21 protein-coding genes and 1 tRNA gene are annotated in these 22,727 nt (G+C 71.9%); 18 read left to right on the top strand and 4 right to left on the bottom strand.

The annotated features are described in order from the left end of the window. Window positions 1-43: 43 nt before the first annotated feature. Both Ae331Ps2_RS00210 and Ae331Ps2_RS00205 read left to right on the top strand, forming a co-directional pair. Window positions 44-655, top strand: coding sequence for an RraA family protein (locus tag Ae331Ps2_RS00210; RefSeq protein WP_075311485.1), 612 nt, complete (start codon window positions 44-46; stop codon window positions 653-655). After that, on the top strand, window positions 537-1,667 hold the full coding sequence (locus tag Ae331Ps2_RS00205; RefSeq protein ID WP_254864903.1) for a hydroxyacid dehydrogenase: 1,131 nt from the start codon (window positions 537-539) through the stop codon (window positions 1,665-1,667). Before Ae331Ps2_RS00210 ends, Ae331Ps2_RS00205 begins: the two co-directional genes overlap by 119 nt. A gap of 341 nt (window positions 1,668-2,008) precedes the next feature. Here Ae331Ps2_RS00205 and Ae331Ps2_RS00195 read toward each other — a convergent pair whose 3' ends face one another. Then, entirely contained in the window at window positions 2,009-2,881 is an 873-nt protein-coding gene (locus Ae331Ps2_RS00195; protein ID WP_075311487.1) for an LLM class flavin-dependent oxidoreductase, read from the bottom strand. A 96-nt stretch (window positions 2,882-2,977) separates the two neighbouring features. On the opposite strand from Ae331Ps2_RS00195, the gene Ae331Ps2_RS00190 reads away from it, so the two are divergent. Then, window positions 2,978-3,052 (top strand) — tRNA-Ile (locus Ae331Ps2_RS00190). 845 nt (window positions 3,053-3,897) lie between these two features. Here the strand turns inward: Ae331Ps2_RS00190 and Ae331Ps2_RS00185 are convergent. Then, complete coding sequence (locus Ae331Ps2_RS00185) at window positions 3,898-4,599, bottom strand: IclR family transcriptional regulator (protein ID WP_139318980.1); 702 nt, start codon at window positions 4,597-4,599, stop codon at window positions 3,898-3,900. A gap of 190 nt (window positions 4,600-4,789) precedes the next feature. On the opposite strand from Ae331Ps2_RS00185, the gene Ae331Ps2_RS00180 reads away from it, so the two are divergent. From Ae331Ps2_RS00180 to Ae331Ps2_RS00110, 15 genes are all read left to right on the top strand, one after another. After that, entirely contained in the window at window positions 4,790-5,755 is a 966-nt protein-coding gene (locus Ae331Ps2_RS00180; protein ID WP_020625884.1) for a hydroxymethylglutaryl-CoA lyase, read from the top strand. Next, window positions 5,752-6,981 (top strand): CaiB/BaiF CoA-transferase family protein, encoded by a 1,230-nt coding sequence (locus Ae331Ps2_RS00175; protein WP_020625883.1) that lies wholly within the window; start codon window positions 5,752-5,754, stop codon window positions 6,979-6,981. The genes Ae331Ps2_RS00180 and Ae331Ps2_RS00175 overlap by 4 nt, the downstream gene beginning before the upstream one ends. Before the next feature lie 22 nt (window positions 6,982-7,003). Then, window positions 7,004-7,933 carry an SMP-30/gluconolactonase/LRE family protein gene (locus Ae331Ps2_RS00170; protein ID WP_198932148.1) on the top strand — a complete coding sequence of 310 codons (930 nt, stop codon included), beginning with the start codon at window positions 7,004-7,006 and terminating at the stop codon, window positions 7,931-7,933. 109 nt (window positions 7,934-8,042) lie between these two features. After that, window positions 8,043-8,828 (top strand): amino acid ABC transporter ATP-binding protein, encoded by a 786-nt coding sequence (locus Ae331Ps2_RS00165; protein ID WP_075311493.1) that lies wholly within the window; start codon window positions 8,043-8,045, stop codon window positions 8,826-8,828. Between the two features lie 40 nt (window positions 8,829-8,868). Beyond that, window positions 8,869-9,756, top strand: coding sequence for a glutamate ABC transporter substrate-binding protein (locus Ae331Ps2_RS00160; RefSeq protein ID WP_020625880.1), 888 nt, complete (start codon window positions 8,869-8,871; stop codon window positions 9,754-9,756). 52 nt (window positions 9,757-9,808) lie between these two features. Then, window positions 9,809-10,456: an amino acid ABC transporter permease gene (locus Ae331Ps2_RS00155; RefSeq protein WP_075311495.1), complete on the top strand. Its 648-nt coding sequence runs from the start codon at window positions 9,809-9,811 to the stop codon at window positions 10,454-10,456. Next, window positions 10,453-11,301 carry an amino acid ABC transporter permease gene (locus Ae331Ps2_RS00150; RefSeq protein WP_083695073.1) on the top strand — a complete coding sequence of 283 codons (849 nt, stop codon included), beginning with the start codon at window positions 10,453-10,455 and terminating at the stop codon, window positions 11,299-11,301. Before Ae331Ps2_RS00155 ends, Ae331Ps2_RS00150 begins: the two co-directional genes overlap by 4 nt. Before the next feature lie 42 nt (window positions 11,302-11,343). Continuing rightward, a complete protein-coding gene (locus Ae331Ps2_RS00145; RefSeq protein ID WP_075311497.1) occupies window positions 11,344-12,327 on the top strand; it encodes a tripartite tricarboxylate transporter substrate binding protein in 984 nt (327 codons plus the stop codon). Further along, a complete protein-coding gene (locus tag Ae331Ps2_RS00140; RefSeq protein ID WP_020627300.1) occupies window positions 12,324-12,917 on the top strand; it encodes a tripartite tricarboxylate transporter TctB family protein in 594 nt (197 codons plus the stop codon). Before Ae331Ps2_RS00145 ends, Ae331Ps2_RS00140 begins: the two co-directional genes overlap by 4 nt. Then, on the top strand, window positions 12,917-14,434 hold the full coding sequence (locus Ae331Ps2_RS00135) for a tripartite tricarboxylate transporter permease (protein WP_075311499.1): 1,518 nt from the start codon (window positions 12,917-12,919) through the stop codon (window positions 14,432-14,434). Before Ae331Ps2_RS00140 ends, Ae331Ps2_RS00135 begins: the two co-directional genes overlap by 1 nt. 813 nt (window positions 14,435-15,247) lie before the next feature. Further along, window positions 15,248-16,246 (top strand): aldo/keto reductase, encoded by a 999-nt coding sequence (locus Ae331Ps2_RS00130; RefSeq protein WP_349289811.1) that lies wholly within the window; start codon window positions 15,248-15,250, stop codon window positions 16,244-16,246. 89 nt (window positions 16,247-16,335) lie between these two features. Beyond that, on the top strand, window positions 16,336-16,917 hold the full coding sequence (locus tag Ae331Ps2_RS00125) for a TetR/AcrR family transcriptional regulator (RefSeq protein ID WP_158071471.1): 582 nt from the start codon (window positions 16,336-16,338) through the stop codon (window positions 16,915-16,917). A gap of 434 nt (window positions 16,918-17,351) precedes the next feature. After that, window positions 17,352-18,305, top strand: a complete 954-nt coding sequence (locus Ae331Ps2_RS00120; RefSeq protein ID WP_139318981.1) for a hypothetical protein — start codon at window positions 17,352-17,354, stop codon at window positions 18,303-18,305. After that, the gene (locus Ae331Ps2_RS00115) at window positions 18,298-19,428 is read left to right on the top strand and encodes a sensor histidine kinase (RefSeq protein WP_020627295.1); all 1,131 of its coding nucleotides are present in this window, start codon (window positions 18,298-18,300) and stop codon (window positions 19,426-19,428) included. Before Ae331Ps2_RS00120 ends, Ae331Ps2_RS00115 begins: the two co-directional genes overlap by 8 nt. After that, the gene (locus tag Ae331Ps2_RS00110) at window positions 19,425-20,039 is read left to right on the top strand and encodes a response regulator transcription factor (protein ID WP_075311503.1); all 615 of its coding nucleotides are present in this window, start codon (window positions 19,425-19,427) and stop codon (window positions 20,037-20,039) included. The genes Ae331Ps2_RS00115 and Ae331Ps2_RS00110 overlap by 4 nt, the downstream gene beginning before the upstream one ends. A gap of 10 nt (window positions 20,040-20,049) precedes the next feature. On the opposite strand, the gene Ae331Ps2_RS00105 is transcribed toward Ae331Ps2_RS00110, so the two are convergent. Both Ae331Ps2_RS00105 and Ae331Ps2_RS00100 read right to left on the bottom strand, forming a co-directional pair. Then, window positions 20,050-21,243, bottom strand: a complete 1,194-nt coding sequence (locus Ae331Ps2_RS00105; protein WP_075311505.1) for an epoxide hydrolase family protein — start codon at window positions 21,241-21,243, stop codon at window positions 20,050-20,052. Window positions 21,244-21,385: 142 nt separating this feature from the next. Then, entirely contained in the window at window positions 21,386-22,600 is a 1,215-nt protein-coding gene (locus tag Ae331Ps2_RS00100; RefSeq protein ID WP_212611756.1) for an MFS transporter, read from the bottom strand. Window positions 22,601-22,727 lie beyond the last annotated feature (127 nt).

Raw genomic sequence — 22,727 nt, 5'->3', positions numbered from 1 at the left:
GCCCCCTGCCACGCGCAGGTCCGACCCAGTTGAGGAACGCACAATGACACGGACAACCGACGCACCCGGAACCGCGGACATCATCGCCGCCCTGCGCGGTTACCCCACCACGATCATCGGTGACTCCCAGGATCGCTTCGGCCTGCCGGTCGGCCTCAAGTCCATGTGGGACAGCGAGCCCTTCGCCGGTGAGGCTTACACGGTCCTGACCGCCCACGGGGACAACCTCGGCATCCACCAGGCTCTCGGACAGATCCGCCCCGGCCAGGTCCTCGTCGTCGACGGCGGCGGATACGACGGCAGGGCCCTCATCGGCGACCTCGTGACCGAGAAGGCCAGGGCCCTGCAGGTCGCCGCACTCGTCATCGACGGCGCGATCCGCGACGTCGTCGAACTCGCCGACCTCGGTGTGCCCGTCTACGCCCGCTCGGTCATTCCCGCCGGCCCGTGGAAGAACGGCCCGTTCCGGCTGCAGAGACCGGTCGTCGTCGGCAATGTCGTCGTCAACCCCGGGGACATCATCGTCGGCGACAGCGATGGACTCGCCGTCGTCAACCCCGACCGCGCCGCGGAGGTCCTCGCCACCTGCGAAGAACGCGTCGCGCGGGAGGAAGAGTCCCGCCGGCGCAGCCGGGAGCTCACGCCCAATGCCTGACGCACGGCCCGACCCGAGACCCCTCGTCTGGATCCCTTCCCCGATCCATCCGCTCGCGATCGAGAAACTCCGACAGCTCGCCGATGTGCGCTGCGGCTACGGTGATGCGGCCACGAGCTTCGCCGACGTCGCCGACGAGGTCGAGGCCATCCTGGTGCGCAGCGGACGCATCACCGCCGATCAGATCGCTGCGGCCCCTCGCCTGAAGATCATCGGTCGGCACGGCGTGGGAGTGGACACCGTCGACGTCTCGGCCGCGACAGCAGCCGGTGTCATCGTCACCAACACGCCGACCTCCAACCTCGTCTCGGTGGCCGAACACACCTTCGCGCTGTTGCTCGCACTCCGACGGAAACTGACCCTCGCGGACCGCTGCAACCAGGACGGGAGCGGGCACACCTCCCGCGCCCTGCTGGTCGGCAGAGAACTGGCGGGAAGCACCCTCGGACTCATCGGCTTCGGCCGGATCGCCGCCCAGGTCGCCGGCATCGCGCAGAACGGTTTCGGCATGAGAACACTCGCCTACGACCCGGGGTTGGGCGACGACGAGGTCCGACGCCGCGGCAGCACCCCCGCGACCCTCCCACACCTACTGGCCGACTCCGACGTGGTCAGCCTCCACATCCCCCTGCTCCCCGACACCCGGCACCTCATCGGCGCGACCGAACTCGCCACCATGCGGCCCGACGCGGTCATCATCAACACCTCTCGCGGCGGCACCATCGACGAACAGGCACTGCTCCAGGCACTCGCCACCGGTCGACTCGGCGGGGCGGCCCTCGACGTCACCGAGGTCGAACCCCTCCCACCGGGCCACTCCCTGCTGAACCGACCCGACGTCATCATCACCCCGCACATCGCAGGCCAGACCGAAGAATCATTGCGTCGGGTCGCCCTCGACGCCGCGGACGACGTCCTCGCAGCACTGACCGGACGCCCACCGGCAAACCCGGTCAACGAGCCGCCGGACCCACGAATCCTGGACCGAGACCGAACACGGAGTGCGTCGTGATCGCACCCCGTCGACTCGTACGGTCAGGTCGTCGGATCTCAGACCCCGGGGTCGCGCGAGGTTCTCGGCCAGGGGCCAAGTCGGGGCGTACTCACGTCTGATCGCCGGCGCCGGGCCTGACCACGGGCGGCTGGTCTGCCGCCCGGCAGACGACGGCTCAGCGCACCACCGGGACGATCGGCAGCTGCCAGCTCGGGATGTCCCTGGCCTACGCCTCGAACCGGGGACCGTCGTCGATCGACCGGGAGCTCTGCCTGCCGACCTCGTGGACCGAGGACCGCGAACGCCACTACCGCCGCCGCGGCGAACGACCACCCAACCCCTGAACTGCCGTGGCCGTACTAGCGGTGGGGCCGCAGCACCGGCCGCGGCCGCATCGCCGGCGGGTGGTCGTCGTCGGTGTCGACCGCCTCGACGACCGCGGCCCCGTGCGCCGGCCCGGCCACCCCGAGGAACGGCCGCACGAAGCGCGCGGTCCGCTCCATCACCTCGTCGTGGACGTCGGTCCGCACCGTCGACGGCTGGGCCTGGACGATGATCTCGCCCGACCACGGCAGCGCGGGGTCGGCCAGCAGCTCGTCGATGACCCGGCCGGTCGAGTGGCCCGCCGGGAGCGGCCGGGACAGCGCGACCCGGGGGACCCCGCGGGCGTAGGTCCAGTACCGGGCCAGGTCGGAGACGACGCCGCCGTGCGACGACGGCGGCCTGCCCGACAGCACTCCCACCCCGCGGACCGCGGCGGCGTCCACCGACGACGCCGACCCCGTCGCCCACCACACCCGCTGCGTGGCGAGCGCCGTCGGCAGCGTCTCCAGCAGGACGTCGAGCGCGGCGACGGTGTCGCGGTGCCGGTCGTCGTGGTGACGCCCGAAGCGTCGCGCCGCGTCGGGATCGGCCCCCGCTCCGACGCCCAGCTCCAGCCGCCCACCGGACAGGGCGTCGAGCACTGCGGCGTCCTCCGCGAGCCGGCGCGGGTCCTCCAGCGGCAGCGCGACGACCGCCGTCCCGAGCCGGATCAGCCGGGTCCGCTCCGCCACCGCGGCCAGCAGGACCAGCGGCGACGGCAGCCGACCGCCGAGGTGACCGTCGTGGTGCTGGGCCACCCAGAACGAGTCGTACCCGAGTTCCTCGGCCCGCTCCGCCAGCCGGATCGTCTCGCGGTAGGCGCGTGACGGATCGTCACCGGTGACGTGCGTGAGGTAACCGAGCCGCATGCCGAGGCACCCTATGCCGAGGGTGCTCCGGCCCTGCCGGAGGACCGGGGTGACGGCGGTTCGGAGTGTGCCGGTTCCGGTATCCTCCGGCTCGCCGCGGCGGTAGCTCAATTGGTCAGAGCAGCGGACTCATAACCCGTCAGGTTGCCGGTTCGAGCCCGGCCCGCCGCACAACGTTCATGCGTCTGAGCTGCGTAGACGCCGGAAGTTCTGATCTTACTCTGATGACCACACGGTGGCCCCTCGCACCAACCCGGACGGTCCGCCACGAGGTCTGGCTGGCGCAACGGGGGCAGCTCGACTGCCATGCACTCGGCCTCGATCAGCTCCTCATGGGCCGTCGCGCACGACCGGTTTGCCGGGGCCGCCGGCTGCTGGATCTGGCCCCACGACGTGCGGTGCGCAGCACCGGCCAGCCACCGGCACGTCGCCACGACACCGGCCGCGTACCAGTTCTGGACTCCGCGCTCGCCCTGTTGCGCGGTCCGATCCTGCGCGGCGGCCCAGACCACGGCGAACTCTCCGCGGGGCACCCGCAGGTTCCCCGCCGGGATCCGCGCTACCTGCTCAGCAGTCGCCGCCATACGCCCCAGAGTGACAGCAACCACACACAGCAACGCAGACGAAGGCGGCACTACTCGCCTATGCAGCAGGAATCCGCGCGGTGAACTACGGCTGCCCCGCCTGCAGGCCGGGACGGATTCAGCGGGCCGTGGTCACCAGCCATGTCCCCGTCGCGCCGGTGCGAGCACGACGAGCGGAGCCGCCGTCTTCCCCGCTGCCACAGTCGGCGTGCCTTCGGCCAGATTCAGTCGCAGCTCGGTCCGACGGCGGCGGTGGCGGTCAGCGGGGTGGGGAGTCGCACGACCCACCTGTCGGGTGCGTCCCCTGATGACGGATCCCCTGTGTGATGAAGGGCGCAGGTCTCAGTCGGATCCTCGCGGCGTTCGCTGCCGCTCTCCCCGACTCACCGACGCTTCGCGCAGATTCCTGCGGGCCTCTCGGGGGTGGAGGTGTTATCGGCGGCCAAGCTGCACGGACAGATCCTCGGCGTGGCGCACCAGCAGGTCCCTGATCTCCAGCGGGCGGGTCCCGCCCATCCGCTGCCGCGGCCCCACCACGCCCAGTGCACCGACGAACGTGCCACCCATACCGAACACAGGAACGGCGACCGCACTGGTCCCGGGGTTCCGTTCTCCGTCGGACAGGTAGTAGCCCTGGTTCCGGATCTGCTCGGCGTGGTCGTCGTCGCCGCCCGTGTGGACGGTCAGTATGCGGCCACCGGCGCCTCGATCGAGCGGGAGTACGGCACCCTCCTCCAGATGGTGTCGCATCGGCTGCTCGCTGTTGACGCGGTAGAGGACGACGCGGCGGTCGCCTTCGCGCACGTAGAAGGCGGCGCTTTCCCCGGTCTCCTTGCTGATTGTCGCGAGGGCGGGGCGCACGTAGTCGGCGAGGTGGAAGGCTCGTTGGTACTGCGAGCCGAGTCGCCAGAGCGTGGGCCCGAGGCGGTAGTGACCGTCGGCTTCACGGTGCAGGTATCCCATCCGCTGCAGCGACGCGGCCAGTCGCAGGATGGTGCTGCGGTAGAAGCCGGTGCGTCTGGCCAGCTCGGCCAGGGACAGCCGGTCCGCTCCCTCGGCGAACGCCTCGAGCAGCGTCAGCGCCCGCTCTACGGCCTCGACCCGCTGTTCCTTCGGCTGTTCTCCGGCTGACACCGGCACCGTCCTCTCGGCGCGGCGACGTTGCGCCGCATGGTCATCGTTGCGCTCTGGCGCACTGCATTCTGTCAGACAGAACGACCCAATGCGATCAGCTGCGGAGAGGTGTCTTGACGAGTTCTATCGGCCGGCCGTACCGTTCTGTCTAGCGCAAGCGTATTCTGTCAGACAGAACGGTGGTGGGGCCATGAGTGCGACGGCGGAGCGGGCGTCGCGGACGTCCGAGGTGGACGTCCTCGTGAGCGAGGTCGGGCCGCGGGACGGGCTGCAGAGCGTGGACCGGACCATGCCGACCGCGGTGAAGCACCGCTGGGTCGCGGCGCTGGCCGCTGCGGGCCTGCGGGAGATCGAGGTCGCCTCGTTCGTCTCGCCGAAGCGGCTCCCGCAGATGGCCGACGCGGCCGCGGTGGTCGGTGAGGCTCTGCGCATCCCGGACCTGACTGTGCTCGCGCTGGTGCCCAACCTGGTCGGCGCCCGCAACGCCGTCGCGGCGGGCGCCCGGTCGCTGACGATGCCGGTCTCGGTCTCGGAGTCCCACAGCCGCGCGAACATCGGCATGGGCTCGGAGCAGGCGATCGAGCAGGTCGGCCGGGTCGTCGCCCTGAAGGACAAGGTCCCTGGCCTGCAGGTTGATGTCGGGCTCTCCACCGCGTTCGGCTGCACCATCGAGGGACCGGTTGCGGAAGACCGCGTGATCGCCCTCGCGGTTGCGGCCGCCGAAATGGGCGCGGACTCGGTCGGCCTCTCCGACACCACCGGCTACGCCGACCCGGCGCAGGTGCGGAGGCTGTTCACCCGGCTGTCCGCCGAGCTCGGTGGGCACGCCGGCGCGGCGCACCTGCACAACACGCGGGGCCAGGGTCTGGCGAACGTCGTCGCCGCCCTCGATGCGGGTGTGCGCACCTTCGACTCCTCCCAGGGCGGGCTCGGCGGCTGCCCGTACGCCCCCGGCGCCAGCGGGAACGTCGTCACCGAGGACCTGGTCTTCCTGCTGGAGTCGATGGGTCTGCGCACGGGGGTCGACATCGAGGCGCTGGTGGCGGCCCGCGCGGTCGTCGTCGAGGGGCTGCCGGGCGAACCGCTCTACGGCCACGTCCCCGACGCCGGCCTCACCAAGGGCTTCCGCTACGCCGGTGCGGGGGCGGCCGCGTGAACGCCTCGCAGCGGACACCGCGGCTGCCCCTGCACGGGGTGCGCGTCGTCGAGTTCTCGCACATGGTCATGGGCCCGTCCTGCGGGCTGGTCCTGGCCGACCTGGGCGCCGACGTCATCAAGGTCGAGCCGGTCGGCGACGGGGACAAGACCCGTGCTCTGCCCGGATCGGGCGCCGGGTTCTTCCCGATGTTCAACCGCAACAAGCGCTCGGTCTCGGTCGACTTGAGCTCGCCCGAGGGCGTGGACTACGTCAAGCGGCTCATCGCGACCGCAGACGTCGTCACCGAGAACTTCCGCTCGGGTGGCCTCGCGGCGAAGGGACTGGGCTACGAGGAGCTGTCCGCGGACAATCCTGGCCTCATCTACTGCAGCCTCAAGGGGTTCCTGTCCGGTCCCTACGAGGAGCGCGCCGCGCTCGACGAGGTCGTCCAGATGATGGGCGGGCTCGCCTACATGACCGGTCCGCCCGGGCGTCCGCTGCGCGCCGGTGCCTCGGTCAACGACGTCATGGGCGGCATGTTCGCCGCGATGGGCGTCATGGCCGCCCTCTACGAGCGCCGGGCCACCGGCCGCGGCCAGCTGGTGCGCAGCTCCCTGTTCGAGAACAACGTCTTCCTCGTCGGGCAGCACATGGCCCAGTACGCCGTGACCGGGCGGGCCGCCGCGCCGATGCCCGCGCGGCTGTCGGCCTGGGCGGTCTACGACGTGTTCGACACCGGCGACGACGAGAAGGTCTTCATCGGAGTCGTCTCCGACACCCAGTGGCGCTCGTTCTGCGCCGCGTTCGGCCTCGACACGCTCGCCGCCGACCCCGGGCTCGCGACCAACGCCCAGCGCGTCGCCGAGCGCGACCGCGTCCTGCCGGTGCTGCGCGAGACCCTCGGCGCGCTGACCCGCGACGAGGCCGTGCGGCTCTGCGAGGCCGCCCGGCTGCCGTTCGCCCCGATCCAGCGTCCCGAGGACCTGTTCGACGACCCGCACCTCAACGAGCCGGGCGCGCTGACCGAGGTGACGCTGACCGACGGCCGCACCGCCCGGCTGCCGTCGCTGCCGCTGGAGATGAGCGGTCGCCGGCTGCCGCTGCGCCTCGACCTTCCCCGGGCCGGGGAGCACACCGCCGACCTGGCTCGCGAGCTCGGCTACACCGCCGCGCAGATCGCCACGGCTGCCGAGGCGGGCACGTTCGGCGGCGACCCCGCCGATCGCGCCGCGCCCGTCCACTGATCGCACCGCCGCGAGAGTCCGGATGAACCCCATGTACCTCGACACGCCACCGCAGGTGATCGACGCGACGCCGTTCGCCACGATGCCGGCGCACCTGCGCCGCACCGGGGAGCCCAGCGCCTGGGCCGACACCCACAAGGGCGGCCGCCGCATCGACTCCTTCATCGAGGGACCGGTGTTCGATGGTGCCGGGAACCTCCTGGTCGTGGACATCCCGTTCGGGCGGGTGTTCCGCATCGACCCGGCGGGGGAGTGGACCCAGCTCGCCGAGTACGACGGCCAGCCCAACGGATGCCGGATCGACGGCGCCGGACGGATTCTGATCGCCGACCAGCTCCGCGGTCTGCTGCATCTCGACGCCTCTGGGCAGGTGCACACCGTGCTGGGGCCCGACGACGTCGAGGGCTTCAAGGGGTTCAACGACCTGGCGGTCGCGGCGGACGGCGACGTCTACGTCACCGACCAGGGGCTCACCGGTCTGCACGACCCGACCGGGCGGGTGCTCCGGCTGCGCGGCGGCGTGCGTGGGGGCACGACCGACGTGCTGCTCGACACCGTGCCAAGTCCCAACGGGCTGGTCCTGGACCACGACGAGCGCGTGCTGTTCGTCGCCGCCACCCGCGACAACGCGGTGTGGCGGGCCCCGCTCGACGCCGACCGGACGTCGGTGTCGAAGGTGGGCCGGTTCGTGTCGCTGTTCGGCACCAGCGGCCCCGACGGGCTCGCCCTCGACGACGCCGGCCGCCTACTGGTCGCCCACGCGTCGCTCGGGTCGGTGTTCGTGTTCGCCCCGAACGGCGAGCTCGTCGCCCGGCTGCGGTCCACCGCCGGCACCACCTGCACCAACCTGGCCCTGCGCGCCGACCCGCGGACCGGTGGCACCCGCGTCCACATCACCGAGTCCGGCACCGGGACCGTCCTGGTGGCGGACCTGCCACCGACCGCCCCCTGAACCCGGCGCGGCGATCGCCCAGCGACCCGGTCGCCGCGCCGGAACCAACACCGTGCGCGACACACCCAGATCCTTCCGCCACAGCGACGTGACCGTCGAGGAGACACCCATGACCGCTTCCACCGCCCCCGCCTCCGCCGCGGCCGCCGCGCCGGCTGCCGACACGCTCGTGTCGCTGCGCGGGGTGAACAAGCACTTCGGCGATCTGCACGTGCTGCGCGACATCGACCTCGACATCGCCCGCGGCGAGGTCGTCGTCGTGGTCGGCCCGTCCGGCTCCGGCAAGTCGACCCTGTGCCGGACCATCAACCGGCTCGAGCCGATCGACGACGGCGACATCACCCTCGACGGTGTCGCCCTGCCCGAGGAGGGCAAGGAACTCGCCGCGCTGCGCTCGGACGTCGGCATGGTGTTCCAGCAGTTCAACCTGTTCGCCCACATGTCGATCATGGACAACGTCACGCTCGGCCCGATCCGGGTACGCGGCCGCTCCAGGGCCGAGGCCCGCGCCGAGGCCGAGCGCCTGCTGGACCGGGTCGGCGTCGGGAACCAGGCGCAGAAGCTGCCGGCCCAGCTCTCCGGGGGTCAGCAGCAGCGCGCCGCGATCGCCCGCGCGCTGGCGATGGAGCCCAAGGTCCTGCTGTTCGACGAGCCGACCTCCGCGCTGGACCCGGAGATGGTCAACGAGGTCCTCGAGGTCATGAAGGAGCTCGCCGGAACCGGTATGACGATGGTCGTGGTCACCCACGAGATGGGCTTCGCCCGCTCCGCCGCCGACCGCGTCATCTTCATGGACGGCGGCCGCATCATCGAGCAGGCCCCGCCTGCGGACTTCTTCGCCTCCCCCCGTTCCGAGCGGGCCCGGGACTTCCTGTCCAAGGTCCTCAGCCACTGACGCCGCACCGGAACCATTGAAGGAAAGGAGGCACGACGCCGTGCGCATCCCGAAGACTCTCGTCCCCGCCGCCGCACTGATCACCGCCATCGCGCTCGTGGCGACCCTCGGTGCGAGCAGCACCACCAACCCGGGCATCACCCCCGATGTCGTGGACAGCCCGACCCTGGCCGCCGGATCGACCATGAAGAAGATCCACGACCGCGGCTACCTGCGGATCGGGACGCGCTACGACCACCCCGGCCTGTCGGCAGGGAACCTGCAGGGCCACCAGGAGGGCTTCGAGATCGATCTCGGCGAGTACATCGCCGGTCGGCTCGGTCTGCGCGCGGACCAGATCCAGTACGTCGAGGCCAGCTCCGCCAATCGCGAGCAGTTCCTCGCCCAGGACAAGGTCGACCTGGTGATGGCCACCTATTCCATCACCGACAAGCGCAGGAAGGTCGTCAGCTTCGCGGGCCCGTATGCCGACATCGGACTCGATCTCGTTGTCCTCAAGGGCAACCCGGTCGGCATCATCGACCCGCAGACCCCGCGCGGCGTGCGGATCTGCTCGACCGCCGGCGGCCAGGTCTCCGCGACCATCCGCAAGGAGTTCCCCCAGGCGAACCTCATCGAGTTCGACGTCTCGTCCAAGTGCATCGACGCGCTCAAGAACGGCACCGTCGACGCGCTGTCCACCCACGGCCCGATCGGTGCCGGGTACGTCAGCAAGGACGACGAGGACCTGGAGATGCTGGGGCGCCCGTTCTACCAGGACAACTGGGCGGTCGGGATCGCCAAGGGCGACACGCAGTTCTGCGAGTGGATCGACTTGACGCTGCAGGAGGCCTCCAAGGACGGGTCCTACGCCCGCGCGTGGGACGCCAGCCTCGGCCGCTACTCCAAGCAGCCCATGACCCTGCCGGAGCCGGAGCCGTGCTCATGACCCGGCCCGCCACCCGGCCGTCCCCAGCCGCCCGAACCCCCTGGACCCCACGATGACCGCCGTCCTCGACAACCTGCCCCTGCTGCTGTCGGGGTTCGGCACCTCGCTGGCACTGATCCTGGTCTCCTCGGTGATCGCGCTCGCGCTCGGCGTCGTCCTCGCCGGGATGCGCGTCTCACCGGTCCCGCTGCTGCAGCGCGTCGCCACCGGCTACGTCGAGTGCCTGCGGACCGTGCCCACCGCCGTCGTGTTCTTCTTCGCGCTGTTCGCCCTGCCGCAGATGGGCGTGCGGATCGGGTTCTTCCCGGCCGCCGTCGTCGCACTCGCGGTCTACTACGCGGCGTTCTTCTGCGAGGCCGTCCGCTCCGTCATCAACGCCGTACCACCGGGCCAGGCCGAGGCCGCCCGCTCGATCGGGCTCGAGTTCGGTGGATCACTGCGGTTCGTCGTCCTCCCGCAGGCCCTGCGCTCGGTGATCCCACCGCTGCTCAACGTCTTCGTCGCCCTCACCAAGAGCTCGGCCATCGCCAGCGCGTTCGGCGTCGCGGAGCTGCTGGCCTCGACCACGGCCCTGGCCACCGTCGAGAGCGACGCGGTGATCCCGATCCTGCTCGCCTGCAGCGTCTTCTACCTGATCATCACCATTCCCGCGGGCCTGGCGGCCGAGCGGCTCGAGAAGAAGGTCGCGGTGGCCCGATGACCACGACGACCCGGCCCACCACGCCGGCACCCGCCCGTCCGACGACATCCTCGGGACCCTCGGTGCTGTTCGACTGCCCGGGACCGCGCGGCCGCGCCCGCATCCGCCGCGGCGCGCTGCTCGGCGGCGGGGTCCTCGCCGTCGTCGTCGCGGCGGCGCTGGTCCAGCTCGGCCGCAACGGCATCCTCGACCCCGACCGCTGGGCGGTCCTTCTCAACCGCGACCTGGCCCGCCTGCTGTTGCGCGGGCTCTGGTCCACCCTCCAGGTCGCGCTGGTCGCGATCGTGCTGTCCGTTGCCGGGGCACTGGTCCTGGCCGCCGCCCGGCTCTCCGACCGCGGCTGGCTGCGCGGCGCGGCGCGGGTGTGGATCGAGCTGTTCCGTGGCCTGCCGCTGCTCGTCCTGATCTTCATGATCTTCCTCGGAGCCCCCGCGCTGGGTGTCGACGTCCCCACCTTCTGGGCGCTGGTCATCGGCATCACCCTCTACAACAGCGCGGTGCTCTGCGAGATCTTTCGGGCCGGTGTCCAATCGCTCCCGCGGGGGCAGCGCGAGGCCGCCTACGCGATCGGCCTACGCAAGATCGAGACCCTGCGCGTGGTACTGCTGCCCCAGGCGGTCAAGGCGATGCTCCCGGCTCTGGTCTCCCAGGTCGTGATCATCCTGAAGGAGACCTCGCTCGGCTTCGTCATCGGCTACACCGAGCTGCTGCGTGAGGGGCGGGTGGCGGTCGAGTACCTCGGCAGCACCTACGCGATCCCGGTCTACACCGCCGTCGCCGCGCTGTACCTGCTGGTCAACCTCGCGCTCTCGCGGATGGCCCGTCGGCTCGACACCGCCCGCTGACCCGACCCACCGAGCGGCCCGGCCGGGCCGACAGGAGAGATCGTGTCGAAGAAGACCGTCCTCGCCGCACTCGGCGTCGTCGTGACGCTCACGCTGACCGGGTTCGCCGCGGTCGACGCGAGCGGCTCGGTCGCCGGTCAGGGCCCCCGGACGAACCTGACCCTCACCGCACCCGCCGCACCCGGTGGTGGCTGGGACCTCGCCTCCCGCGAGTCCCAGCAGGCCCTGCGCGCCGAGTCCATCGTCAACAACGTCCAGGTGGTCAACGTGCCGGGCGCCGGCGGCACCATCGGGCTGACCCGGTTCGTCGGCATCAGGCCCGAACCGACCCAGCTGATGATGACCGGCACGGTGATGGAGGGCGCCATCACCGTCAACTCCTCCGACACCACCCTGGCCGACACCACCCCGATCGCCCGGCTCGCCGAGGACTACGAGGTGCTGATCGTCCCGGCCGAGTCGCCGTTCCGAACCCTGGAGGAATTCCTGACGGCGTGGCGGGTGGATCCGCACGGCCAGGCCGTCGGCGGCGGCGGGCTCGGCGGCACCGACCACCTCCTCGCGGGCCTGGTCGCGCAGGGGGCCGGGATCGATCCGGCCGAGGTCAACTACATCTCCTACGCCGGTGGCGGCGAGGTCCTCACCGCGCTGCTGTCGGGGACCGTGGCGATCGGGATCAGCGGATACAACGAGTTCTCCGACCAGATCGACGCCGGCAACCTGCGGGCCCTCGCCGTCTCCGCCGAGCGGCCCGTCCCCGGCATCGCAGTCCCGACGCTGGTCGATCAGGGCGTTGACGTGGCCCTGCCCAACTGGCGCGGACTCGTCGCACCGCCCGGCATCACCGCGCAGCAGCGCGACGAGCTGATCGCCGTGGTCGGCGAGATGGTCCGTAGCCCCAGCTGGCAGGACACCCTGGCCCGCAACAACTGGGAGGACGCGTTCCTCGCCGGTGACGAGTTCGGCGCCTTCCTCGCCGAGGACCAGGCCCGCGTGAACCGCATCATCGAGGAGCTCGGACTGTGAGCACACCGACCACGTCGACCGACGCCACCGCCCCCGAGTCCTCGATCTCCGACGGCTACCTGCGCCGCCGGACCGGGCTGCTGATCCCGGTCGTGCTGCTCGGTGCCGCCACGTTGCTCGCCGTCGGCACCGTCACCATGCGGGTGCCCTCGACGGCGTCGTTCCCCGGGCCGCAGGTGTTCCCAGCGGTCGTGGCGGGCGTGTGTCTGGTCCTCGCCGCGCTGCTGGCGCTCGACGTCCTGCGCCGTCCCGAGCCCGCCGCCGTCGCACGCCCGACACCGGCCGACGACCTCGACGCGTCCACCCCCGCCATCGCGCCGCATCCCGAGCACGACACCCGCCCGCGGGCCAACCGCCGCGCGCTGGCCGAGGCGATCGGCGCGGTCGTCGTGTTCATCGCCGCGCTGCAGCCGGTCGGCTGGCTCCTGTCCGGCGCCCTGCTGTTCTGGGGGGTCGCCCGTGCCCTGGGCAGCCGTCGCCCGGTCTTCGACGTGTTCCTCGCGCTGTCGTTCTCCTCCGCCGTGCAGCTCGGGTTCTCCGCGGGCCTCGGCCTCAACCTGCCTCCGGGCCTGCTCGCGGGAGCGTTCTGATGCTCGAGACGCTCGGCAACCTCGGCGAGGGCTTCGCCACCGTCCTGACCCCGATGAACCTGTTGTGGGTCGTCGTCGGTGCCCTGCTCGGTACCGCGGTCGGTGTGCTCCCCGGCCTCGGCTCGGCGATGGCTGTGGCCCTGCTCCTCCCGGTCACGTTCTCCCTGGACCCCATCGGCGCGTTCATCATGTTCGCCGGTGTCCTGTTCGGCGGGCTGTTCGGTGACTCCATCTCCGGCATCCTCATGAACACCCCCGGCAACTCGACCGCGATCGCCGGGTCCATCGAGGGTCACACCATGGCCCGCAACGGCCGCGCTCCCCAGGCGCTGGCGACCTCGGCGATCGCGTCCTTCATCGGCGGCATCGTCGCCGCGGTGCTGGTCGTATTCTTCGCGCCCGCGCTCGCGGCGCTCGCCACCGTGTTCGGGCCGGCGGAGTACCTCGCGCTCGCGGTGTTCGCGTTCGTCGCCATCTCCGCGGTCGTCACCGACTCTGTCGTGCGCGGCCTCGCCGCACTTGGCATCGGCCTGGCGATCTCGGTTGTCGGGATCGACGGCATCTCCGGCGCCGCCCGGTTCACCGGAGGCCTGCCCGAACTGTTCGACGGCATCGACATCATCGTCATCACGGTCGGCCTGCTCGCCCTGGCGGAGGTGTTCTCCCAGGCCGCCCGGCGCGGGACCAGCGAGGACCGTAGCGTCATGCCCCACCCCGGCCGGCCTTGGCTCTCGTTCGCAGAGTTCCGCCAGGCACTGCCCGCGTGGCTGCGCGGCACCGCGACCGGGCTGCCATTCGGCATCATCCCCGTCGGCGGGTCGGAGGTCCCGACCTTCCTCGCCTACGGCACCGAGCGTCGTCTCGACGCCCGACGCGCGAACCCGATGTTCGGGCGTGGCGCTATCCAGGGCGTGGCCGGCCCCGAGGCCGCGGGTAACGCCACTGCCGGCACCGCGATGGGCGCGCTGCTCGCGCTCGGGCTGCCGACCTCGGCGACCGCGGCGATCCTGCTCGCGGCGTTTCGCCAGTACGGCCTGCAGCCCGGGCCGCTGCTGTTCGACCGGGCCCCGGACCTCGTCTGGGCGCTGCTGGCCAGCTTCTTCATCGGCCTAGTCGTGCTGCTGATCCTGAACCTGCCCTTCGCCCCGCTGTGGGCCAAGCTCCTTCTCGTCCCGAAGCACTACCTCTACGCGGGCATCACCGTGTTCGCGATGCTGGGCGTCTACGCGACCAGCGCCAAGCTCCTCGACCTCGTGCTCGTCACACTGATCGGGCTGCTCGGGCTCGCGATGCGCCGCTACGGGGTGCCGGTCGCCCCGATGCTGATCGCCATCATCCTCGGACCGCTGGCCGAGACCGAGCTGCGCCGCGCGCTGGCGGTCAGTGAGGGCGATCCGGTCGCGCTCGTCGACAGCCCGATCGCAGCGGGCCTCTACGGGCTGCTGCTGATCGTCGTCGGCGCGGTGATCGTGCGGACGGTGCGAGCCCGTCGTTCACGGCTCGGTGCCACGGCGTGACACCGCCGGTGCCGTCCGCTCCCGGCTGGTCGGAGCCCCATGTCCCCGGGGATGCCGCGGGCCTCAGCGACGACGTGGCGCACGGCCGGCGAATGGTCGTGTAGCCGCTATGCCCCTGCGAGGACACGGACGCTCAGCGTTCCAGGCGCTGTACGTGGATCCTGATCAAGTCCAACGTCTGTCCCAACGGAGTTGATCTACTCACACGGTCACCCCACGGAAGGTCTCGGAGACCGGCCGACGAGCGGAGCGAGGACGGCACGACCACCGCTGCGTATGGGGACACACGGCGAGATCTGGACCAAGCGGCGGGCCGGCTCCGGCAGCGGCAGTTCCGTGGCCCGGTGTCGCTTCCGCGACTTCGACACCCGCCGGTGAACTGCTACATCGTTACGGCGGCCTCCGGGCGGTCGGCCGCCGCGTGAGCTGCGTTGTTTGCGGTGTCGCGGCTGGCCAGAGGGCTTCGGAATGGCGGCGACGATCCGGCGCTCGCGCAGATGCCGGCGGATCGCGCGCGAGGAGTAGGCCATGTCCGCGCGCACGCGTTCGGGTCGGGCCCGGGGTCGTCCCTGGCCGCAGCGGGCGGTTGCTCGTACCTCCGCGGGGGCTCGCTCCCGCTGGAGCTCAACGGGCTCCTGGGTCGGCGTCACCGCAGTCCTCGCGGCAGTGCTCGGCCGGCAATCGCCGGAGCGGTCGGCCCACGCGGCATCCAGGCGGAGGGCGTCGTGTTCCTCGACGCGCCCTGGTCTCGGCGCCGAGCAGGGGGTAGATTCGTTTACGTTCCGCTACGTAAATTAGTTGAGGAGTGCGATCGTGCGATCACACCGCTTGGGAGACATCGAGGTCCCGGTGATGGGACTGGGCTGCATGGGGATGAGCGAGCACTACGGCGGGGCGGACTGGGACCGCTCGATCGCGACGATCCACGAGGCGATCGAGCAGGGCGTCTCACTGATCGACACCGCCGACATCTACGGCTCCGGGCACAACGAGGTCCTGGTCGGTCGGGCGATCCATGACCGGCGGGATCGGGTCCGGCTGGCGACCAAGTTCGGCATCGACCGCAGTGGCGGCGACGCCAACCGTCGCTTCCGCGGCGAAGCCGCCTACGTCCAGCGGTGCTGCGAGGCCTCACTGCTGCGTCTGGGGGTCGATGTGATCGACCTGTACTACCTGCATCGCCCGCCGCAGGACGTCGGCATCGAGGAGACCGTCGCCGCGATGGCCGAGCTGGTCAGCCAGGGCAAGGTCCGTGCGCTCGGTCTCTCCGAGGTCAGTGCGGCGGAGCTTCGCCGAGCCCACGCGGTGCACCCCATCGCTGCGGTGCAGTCGGAGTACTCGTTGTGGACCCGCGATGTCGAGCAGGTCACCCCGGTGATGGCCGAGCTCGGTGTCGGTCTGGTCGCCTACGCCCCGCTGGGACGCGGGTTCCTGACCGGCACGATCGATCGCACGAAGCTGGCCCCGACCGACTTCCGCAGCCGCAACCCCCGGTTCCAGGGCGAGGCGGGCGACGCGAACGAGGGCATCGCCGAGGTCGTGCGGGCCGTGGCGCAGCGACTGGGCGCCAAGCCTGCACAGGTCGCGCTCGCCTGGACCTACGCGCAGGCCGAGCGGTTGGGCACCTCGGTGACCACCATCCCTGGTACCACCCGTCCCGAGCGGATCGGGGAGAACCTCGCCGCACTCGACCTCGTCCTCGACGAGCAGGCGCTCTCGGAGCTGGCGCCGCTCGGAGAGAGGGTCAGCGGCGAACGCTACGGCCCCGGCAGCGTGGGCGGCCCCCGCCCCGCAGCGCCCTCGGTCCGTTGAGCCCGCAGGCGCACGACGGCGGGGCGGCGGCGCACTCCGCCCCGCCGCGCCGGCCCGGGCGCCCCCGCGACCCCCGCATCCAGGCCACCGTGCTCGCGACGACTGCTGACATCCTCCGCGACAAGGGCGTGCCTGCCGTGACCATCGAGGCGGTCAGCGCCGCGTCGGGAGTCAGCAAGCCCACCATCTACCGCTACTGGCCGCATCGTCTCGCCCTCGCGATCGACGCGTTCGCCGACACCATGAGCCACGACGTCCCGGTGGCCGATACCGGCGACAGCCGGCGGGATCTGCTCGAGCAGGTCGGTCATGTCGCCGCCTACTACCGCAGCCCCGCCGGGGTTGTCCTGCGCCAGCTCATCGGAGCGTGCGCGAGCGATCCTCAGGCCGCCGAGCAGCTCCGCGACCGGTTCTTCGAGCATCGCCGGGCCCAGACGCGGGTGCTCTGGGAACGCGTCCAGGCTCGCGGCGAGGCACATCCCGACATCGACGCCGACACCGCGATCGACCTGCTCTTCTCTCCCCTCATCTTCCGGCTGCTCGTCGGTCACGGGAAGATCGATGCCGAGGCGGTGGGACGACTGGTCGAGGCGGCACTCGACGGCCTCCTGCGCACCGACCGCGGTTCGACACCCGTCCGCAGTCCTTCGTCGACGCAGGATGCAGGCTGACCGAGACCCTCGAAGCACCGCGGGGCGACAGCGGCGAGCCGGGTCGAACGGCGGCCGGCTGAGCCGGCTCGGAAGCACGAGCGGACCGGTCCCCGGTCCGTGGCGCGCGACGGTGCGACCTCGCGGGTGTCTCCGCTCGTGACACGTGCGGCGACGGCGTTCAGGTGGAGGAGGTGCGCAGGACCGGGGACCGGGGGAGCAGCCGGATCGGTGCGCGAGCAGCGCCGGCAACCAGGAGCGAGTCCGGCAGTGCCGAGGCGAGGTCTCTCTGTTCGGTCTCGAGTGCGCCGCCGGGTCGTCTCCGACCTGATGGAGCATCGCGGGATCGACGCCGGCCAGGCTTCCCGGGAGGACCACACATCAGTGCACTTCATCGGACCGGCCGGTGCTTCGATCCGGGTCAGGTCCGGCGGGGTGTGCTCTACGATCCGACGGTGGACCGACGGCCGAGCCACCCAGCGGACGTCGACCGCGGACCCGTCGGGTTCCTGGGACACCTCGTCGTCGGGTTCTGCGCGCTGATCCCGCTGGTCGAGCTCGGTCGCTCCGCGGTGGTGGAGCCCTATCGGGCGGGGCTGGTTCCGGTCGCGATCGGCGTCCTCCTCACGACACCCCTGCATCTGTACCTAGTGTGGTTCGCCGTGCGCGGGACCGTCGCACCGCGCGGCGGAGCGGTGTTCGCCGCGCTGCTGGTCACGTCCGGGGTGGCCGCCGTCGTCATCGGCGGCGCCTGGGCGATGATGCTGGTCTTCGTGGCGCTCGGCGCGTTCCTGGTCGGGCCGCTGCGGACTGCGCTCGCGGTACTCGGGGGCTGCTGCGCCGTCGTCCTCCTCGTGGGTGTGGTCCGAGCCGACGGGTTGACCGCGAGCTACTACGTGTTCTCGCTGGTGTTCCGGGTCAGCGCGCTGTACGGGGTCATCTGGCTGGTGGCGGCGCGCCGGCGGCTGCGTGCCGCGCAGCACGAGCTGCGCGACCTCGCCGTGGTCACCGAGCGCTTCCGGATCGTCGGCTCGCTGCGGGAGGTCGTCGCCCCGGTGCTGGAGCGAGCGGCCACCGTGACGCCGAGCGCTCTGCCGGCCGTCGTCGACGACGCCCGCGACGCCCTGCTGCGGGCCCGCAGGGTCCTCGGCGGCCACCGGGCCCGGAGCCGGGCCCATGAGATCGACACCGCCCTTGCGCTGCTGACGGCCTCCGGCTCGCCCGTGGTGCTGCACGCCGCGGACGTCGACCTGAGCCGGCCCGCAACACCCGAGTTCCGGGCGGCGCTGCGCCGCGCCGTCGTCGATCTGCTGGCCCGCGACGTGCGGCACCGGGTCGCCCTGGTCGTCGAGCCCACCACCGGCGATCCGCGCGTCACCGTCGAGAACCGGGCGGCGGACCGTGGCTGAGCGCACGCCCCAGCAGCGCCAGGTACTGCTGGTCGGCATCGGTATGCACGCCGGCCTGCTGGGGTTCGTCGTCGTCCAGTCGCTCACCGACTTCGGCGGGGATCTCGGAGGATCACCGTGGGGTCTGCTCTCCCTGGTGGCGGCGGCGTGCCAGATCCACCACAGCCGGGCCGCCGTACGCGGTGAGCGGGCCGCGGCCTGGCCGGCGACCCTGACGTCGCTGGTGGGGACGGTCGTCGCGATGGGACTGCTCGGGGTTCCCGGCACCGTCGGATGGTTCCTGGTCGGTGCGTCCTCGGTCATGTTGCTCCCCGGCCGGTACCCGTTCGCGTGGCTCCTGCCCGCACTGGTGGTGCAGCTCGTGCTGGGTCTGGCGGAGACCGCGGACATGGGTGCCGCGTTCCTCGCGTGGTTCGCCGTCTACACGCCGACGGTGTTCCTGTTGGGTGCGGGTGGGCTGGTCGTGCACGCGCAGCTGGCCGTCGAGCTGGACAGGCTCGCGCGGGTCCGCGCCGAGCTGGCCGAGGTGGCGGTGCAGCGTGAGCGGCTGCGCGTGTCCCGTGACCTGCACGATCTGCTCGGACAGAGCCTGTCGGCGGTCGTGCTCAAAGGGGAGCTCGCCGGGCGGCTGCGGGACGTCGACCCGGAGCGGGCGACGCGCGAGACCGAGGATCTCGCGACCATCGCCCGCTCCGCGCTGGCCGACCTGCGCGCCACCACGGTCGACCTGCGGGCCGTGCGGCTGGACGCCGAGGTGGCCGGGGCCGTCCGGCTGCTCGACGCCGCCGGAGTCGTCGTGCACGTCACCGGCGACCCGGACGGGCTGCCCACCGACCAGGACGCACTGCTGGGCTGGGCAGTGCGGGAGGGAGTGACCAACGTGCTGCGGCACAGCGACGCGACGGCGTGCGCGATCGTGTTCGACCGATCACCGGGCAGGCTCACGATGACGATCGAGAACGACGCCCCGGCCGGCCCCGGTGGCGACGGCTCCGGACTGGACGGTCTCGCGAGCCGGGTCCGCGAGCTCGGTGGCACCCTGCGGGTCGAGCACGAGGCACGACGGTTCCGGCTGCACGTCGACGTGCCGGTGCCCTCGGCCCGGGTCGGGCACCCGTCGTGATCCGGGTGCTCGTCGCCGAGGACCAGGACATGATCCGCGGCGCGCTGGTGGCGTTGCTCGGGCTGGAGCCCGACGTCGACGTCGTCGCCGAGCTGCGCCGCGGCGACGACGTCCTCCCGGTGGCCAGGGAGCTCGGTCCGGACGTCGCCCTCCTGGACATCGACATGCCCGGTGCCGACGGCCTGATGGTGGCCCGCTCCCTGCACGACGAGCTGCCGCACGTCCGCACACTGATTCTGACCGGGCTCGACCAGCCCGGCCACATGCTCGAGGCGCTGCAGTCGCACGTGCGGGGATTCGTGCTGAAGGCAGCGCCGGCGACGACGCTGGCGCACGCCGTGCGCCGGGTCGCCGCGGGCGAGCGGGTGCTCGATCCGGACCTGGTGGCCGCCGCGCTGGAGACCGGCGCGAACCCGCTGACCCCCCGCGAGACCGACGTCCTCGGCCTGGCCGCCACCGGCCTCACCACCGACGAGATCGGCAGGCAGCTCTACCTCTCGCCGACCACCGTGCGCAACTACCTGTCCAACGCCATCGCCAAGGTCGGCGGGCGGAACCGCATCGACGCCATCGAAACGGCCCGCCGCGCCGGGTGGCTACGGTCGCGCTGACCGCAGCCGATCAGCGCAGACCCGCGTAGAACGCGCGGACGTCGTCGACCAGCAGCTCCGGCGTCTCCATGGCGGGGAAGTGCCCGCCGACGTCGAACTCGGTCCAGCGTGCGATGTTCCCGGTGTCGATCTCGGAACGGATGGAGTTGTCCGCGGCGAACACCGCCACCGCGGTGGGGGCGACCGGTCCCTCCCAGGACGCCGTGTCGTCCCCGGCCGGTGGCGTCCAGGGCATCGCGCCGTGCATCGACTCGTACAGGAACTGGGCCGATCCCGCCCCGGACCCCCACAGCCACGTCGCGGTGACGGTCGTCAGCAGCTGGTCACGGTCGACGGCCTCGTCGGGTAGCCGCCGGGCCGGGTCGGTCCACGCCTGGAACTTCTCCGTGATCCAGGCGAGTTGGGCGACCGGCGAGTCGTGCAGAGCGACACCGATGGTGGAGGGCTGGTGTGACTGCAGCTGCAGGTAGCCGGTACCCGTGGCGGCGAACTCGGCGGCCCGCCGTGCCCGCACCTTCCCGGCGTCGTCCAGGGTGGCCTCGTCTGCGGGCGGCCCGAAGCTCGACGGGCCGTTCAGGTGGATCCCGGCCACCTGGCCGCCGGCCATCGGCGCGAGGCCGGCGAGCATCGCGACGATCCCGGCGCCCGCATCCCCGCCCTGTGTGCCGTACCGGGAGTAGCCGAGCCGACGCATGAGCTCTGCGAAGGCCGCGGTGGTCCGCACCATGCCCCAGCCCGGTTCCGTGACCGGTGGGGAGAAGCCGAACCCGGGCAGCGACGGCAGCACGAGATGGAAGGCGTGCGCCGGGTCCCCGCCGTGCGCCCGGGGGTCGGTGAGCGGGCCGATGACGCGCTGGAACTCCACGACCGAGCTCGGCCAGCCGTGGCACATCAGCAGCGGCATGGCGTCGGGTTCGGGCGAGCGCACGTGCAGGAAGTGGATCTCCTGGCCGTCGATGACGGTGGTGAACTGCGGGAACGCGTTGAGGGCCGCCTCGTGCGCTCGCCAGTCGTAGGTCGTGCGCCAGTACTCGGCCAGCTCGCGCACGTGGCCGATCGCCACGCCGCGTTCCCAACCGACGCCCGGAAGCTCCGGGGCCCAGCGAGTGCGGGCGAGGCGGTCGGACAGGTCGTCGAGCGCGGCCTGCGGGACGTCGATGTGGAAGGGGCGCAGCTCGACGTCCTGGTCGGTGGCGGTGGTCATGGTCGGTCCTTCCCGGAGGGGTGGCTGCCGTCGGGGCAGTGAGACCAGCCTGGCCGCACGCCGAATCGACCGGCAGATGCCGTAGTCCCGGACCGGACGGTGACATCGGCATCTACCGGTGAGCGCGTGCGATGGTCTCCGATCAGCCGAGCTGCGGCGGAGTTCGGTCGGATCGCCCGGTGATCGCCGAGAGCACGATTCCCGCGGCGGCCATCACGGCGCCGACCGCCAACCACCCGATCTCGCCGGTGGCGAGGACGAGCGGTAGCACCAGCGCCGGTCCGATGATCCGCGCGAACGAGGCCGCCATCCCGAACACGGCCTGGTACTGGCCCTGGGCGCCCTCCGGGACGGAGCGAAACGCGACGAACCACGTCGCCGCGCCCGCCCCGATCTCACCCGCGGTCAGAACCGTCACCCCGATCAACACGAGCACGGTGGGCAGCACCGCCCCGCCTACGCTGCCCGCGAGTCCGATCAGGACACACGAGACGAGCAGTGCGGTCCCTGCCGTCACGGCCGAGCGCCGGGCGGCCGTGACGGAGCCGATCCTCGCTGCCCAGGCGGTCTGGAGAAGGAGGACCAGGATCGTGTTCAGCCCGAGCGCGACGGCAGCGACCCACTCCGGGGCACCGGTCCTGGTGGCCACCCAGAGCGGCAGGATCACGCTGAGCACCGGCATGGTGAGCTGCAGCAGCGCCGACAGGCCGGTCACCGTGACGAACCGGTCGTCACGCAGGGCGGCGAGCCCCGGGCGCCGCCCCGCCGCCATCCCGCCCCTCGTCGGGGCCGTCGCGGGCAGCCCGGCGAATAGGACGGTGCAGACCAGTGTTGCAGCGGCGCCCCCGACGAACGTCGCCCGGTAGAGCGCCGCCGAGTCGGCGGCCAGGACGACCGCGCCCCACACCGTGCCCAGTCCCATCCCGGCGTTGAGCAGTGTGTGCAGCGTCGCCCGGGCTCGTACCCGGTCCTCCGGTGCCACCGCCGCAGCGACGACGGCCTGGCGGACCGCGCCGATCCCCGCCTGCGCGACGACGAAGCAGATCGCCCCGGCCGCGTAGGAGACGAGCCCGCCGGCCAGGGCGTAGACGACGAGCGAGACCACGACCAGCCCGCTCAGCGCCACGCCCGCCCGGCGCAGACCGACAGCGTCGGCCAGCACTCCGATGGGCACGGACAAACCCAGTGCGCACGCGGCCGCGACGGCGAGCACGAGCCCGACAGTCTCGGCCGCCAACCCGACCCGGGTGCTGAAGTACAGCACCGCCGTCGCGAGAACGGCGCCGTCGACGGTGGACCCGACGAGCTGGGTGATGCGGACCCGGCGGACCGTCCGGTCTCCGCTCTCGTCGATCACCGGTGCAGCGGCATCGCCGCGCCACGGCGGTCGGCGGCCCGGCGGCCGTCACAGGGGTTCGTCTCCACGAGCCGTGATACTGCCGTGACCCCGGTGCCGAGCGCGAGCGAATCCGGAGATGAGCAGG

Origin of the sequence: Pseudonocardia sp. Ae331_Ps2 (genome assembly GCF_001932405.1) — a bacterium.
Classification (GTDB): Bacteria; Actinomycetota; Actinomycetes; order Mycobacteriales; family Pseudonocardiaceae; genus Pseudonocardia.
This window is presented reverse-complemented; position numbering and strand designations above follow the sequence as displayed.

Bases quoted from the DNA above. Each gene is read 5' to 3' on its own strand.
- Ae331Ps2_RS00210 (WP_075311485.1), top strand. From the start codon at position 44: ATGACACGGACAACCGACGCACCCGGAACCGCGGACATCATCGCCGCC.
- Ae331Ps2_RS00205 (WP_254864903.1), top strand. From the start codon at position 537: ATGGACTCGCCGTCGTCAACCCCGACCGCGCCGCGGAGGTCCTCGCCA.
- Ae331Ps2_RS00195 (WP_075311487.1), bottom strand. From the start codon at position 2,881: ATGCGGCTCGGTTACCTCACGCACGTCACCGGTGACGATCCGTCACGC.
- Ae331Ps2_RS00180 (WP_020625884.1), top strand. From the start codon at position 4,790: ATGAGTGCGACGGCGGAGCGGGCGTCGCGGACGTCCGAGGTGGACGTC.
- Ae331Ps2_RS00170 (WP_198932148.1), top strand. From the start codon at position 7,004: ATGAACCCCATGTACCTCGACACGCCACCGCAGGTGATCGACGCGACG.
- Ae331Ps2_RS00165 (WP_075311493.1), top strand. From the start codon at position 8,043: ATGACCGCTTCCACCGCCCCCGCCTCCGCCGCGGCCGCCGCGCCGGCT.
- Ae331Ps2_RS00155 (WP_075311495.1), top strand. From the start codon at position 9,809: ATGACCGCCGTCCTCGACAACCTGCCCCTGCTGCTGTCGGGGTTCGGC.
- Ae331Ps2_RS00150 (WP_083695073.1), top strand. From the start codon at position 10,453: ATGACCACGACGACCCGGCCCACCACGCCGGCACCCGCCCGTCCGACG.
- Ae331Ps2_RS00135 (WP_075311499.1), top strand. From the start codon at position 12,917: ATGCTCGAGACGCTCGGCAACCTCGGCGAGGGCTTCGCCACCGTCCTG.
- Ae331Ps2_RS00105 (WP_075311505.1), bottom strand. From the start codon at position 21,243: ATGACCACCGCCACCGACCAGGACGTCGAGCTGCGCCCCTTCCACATC.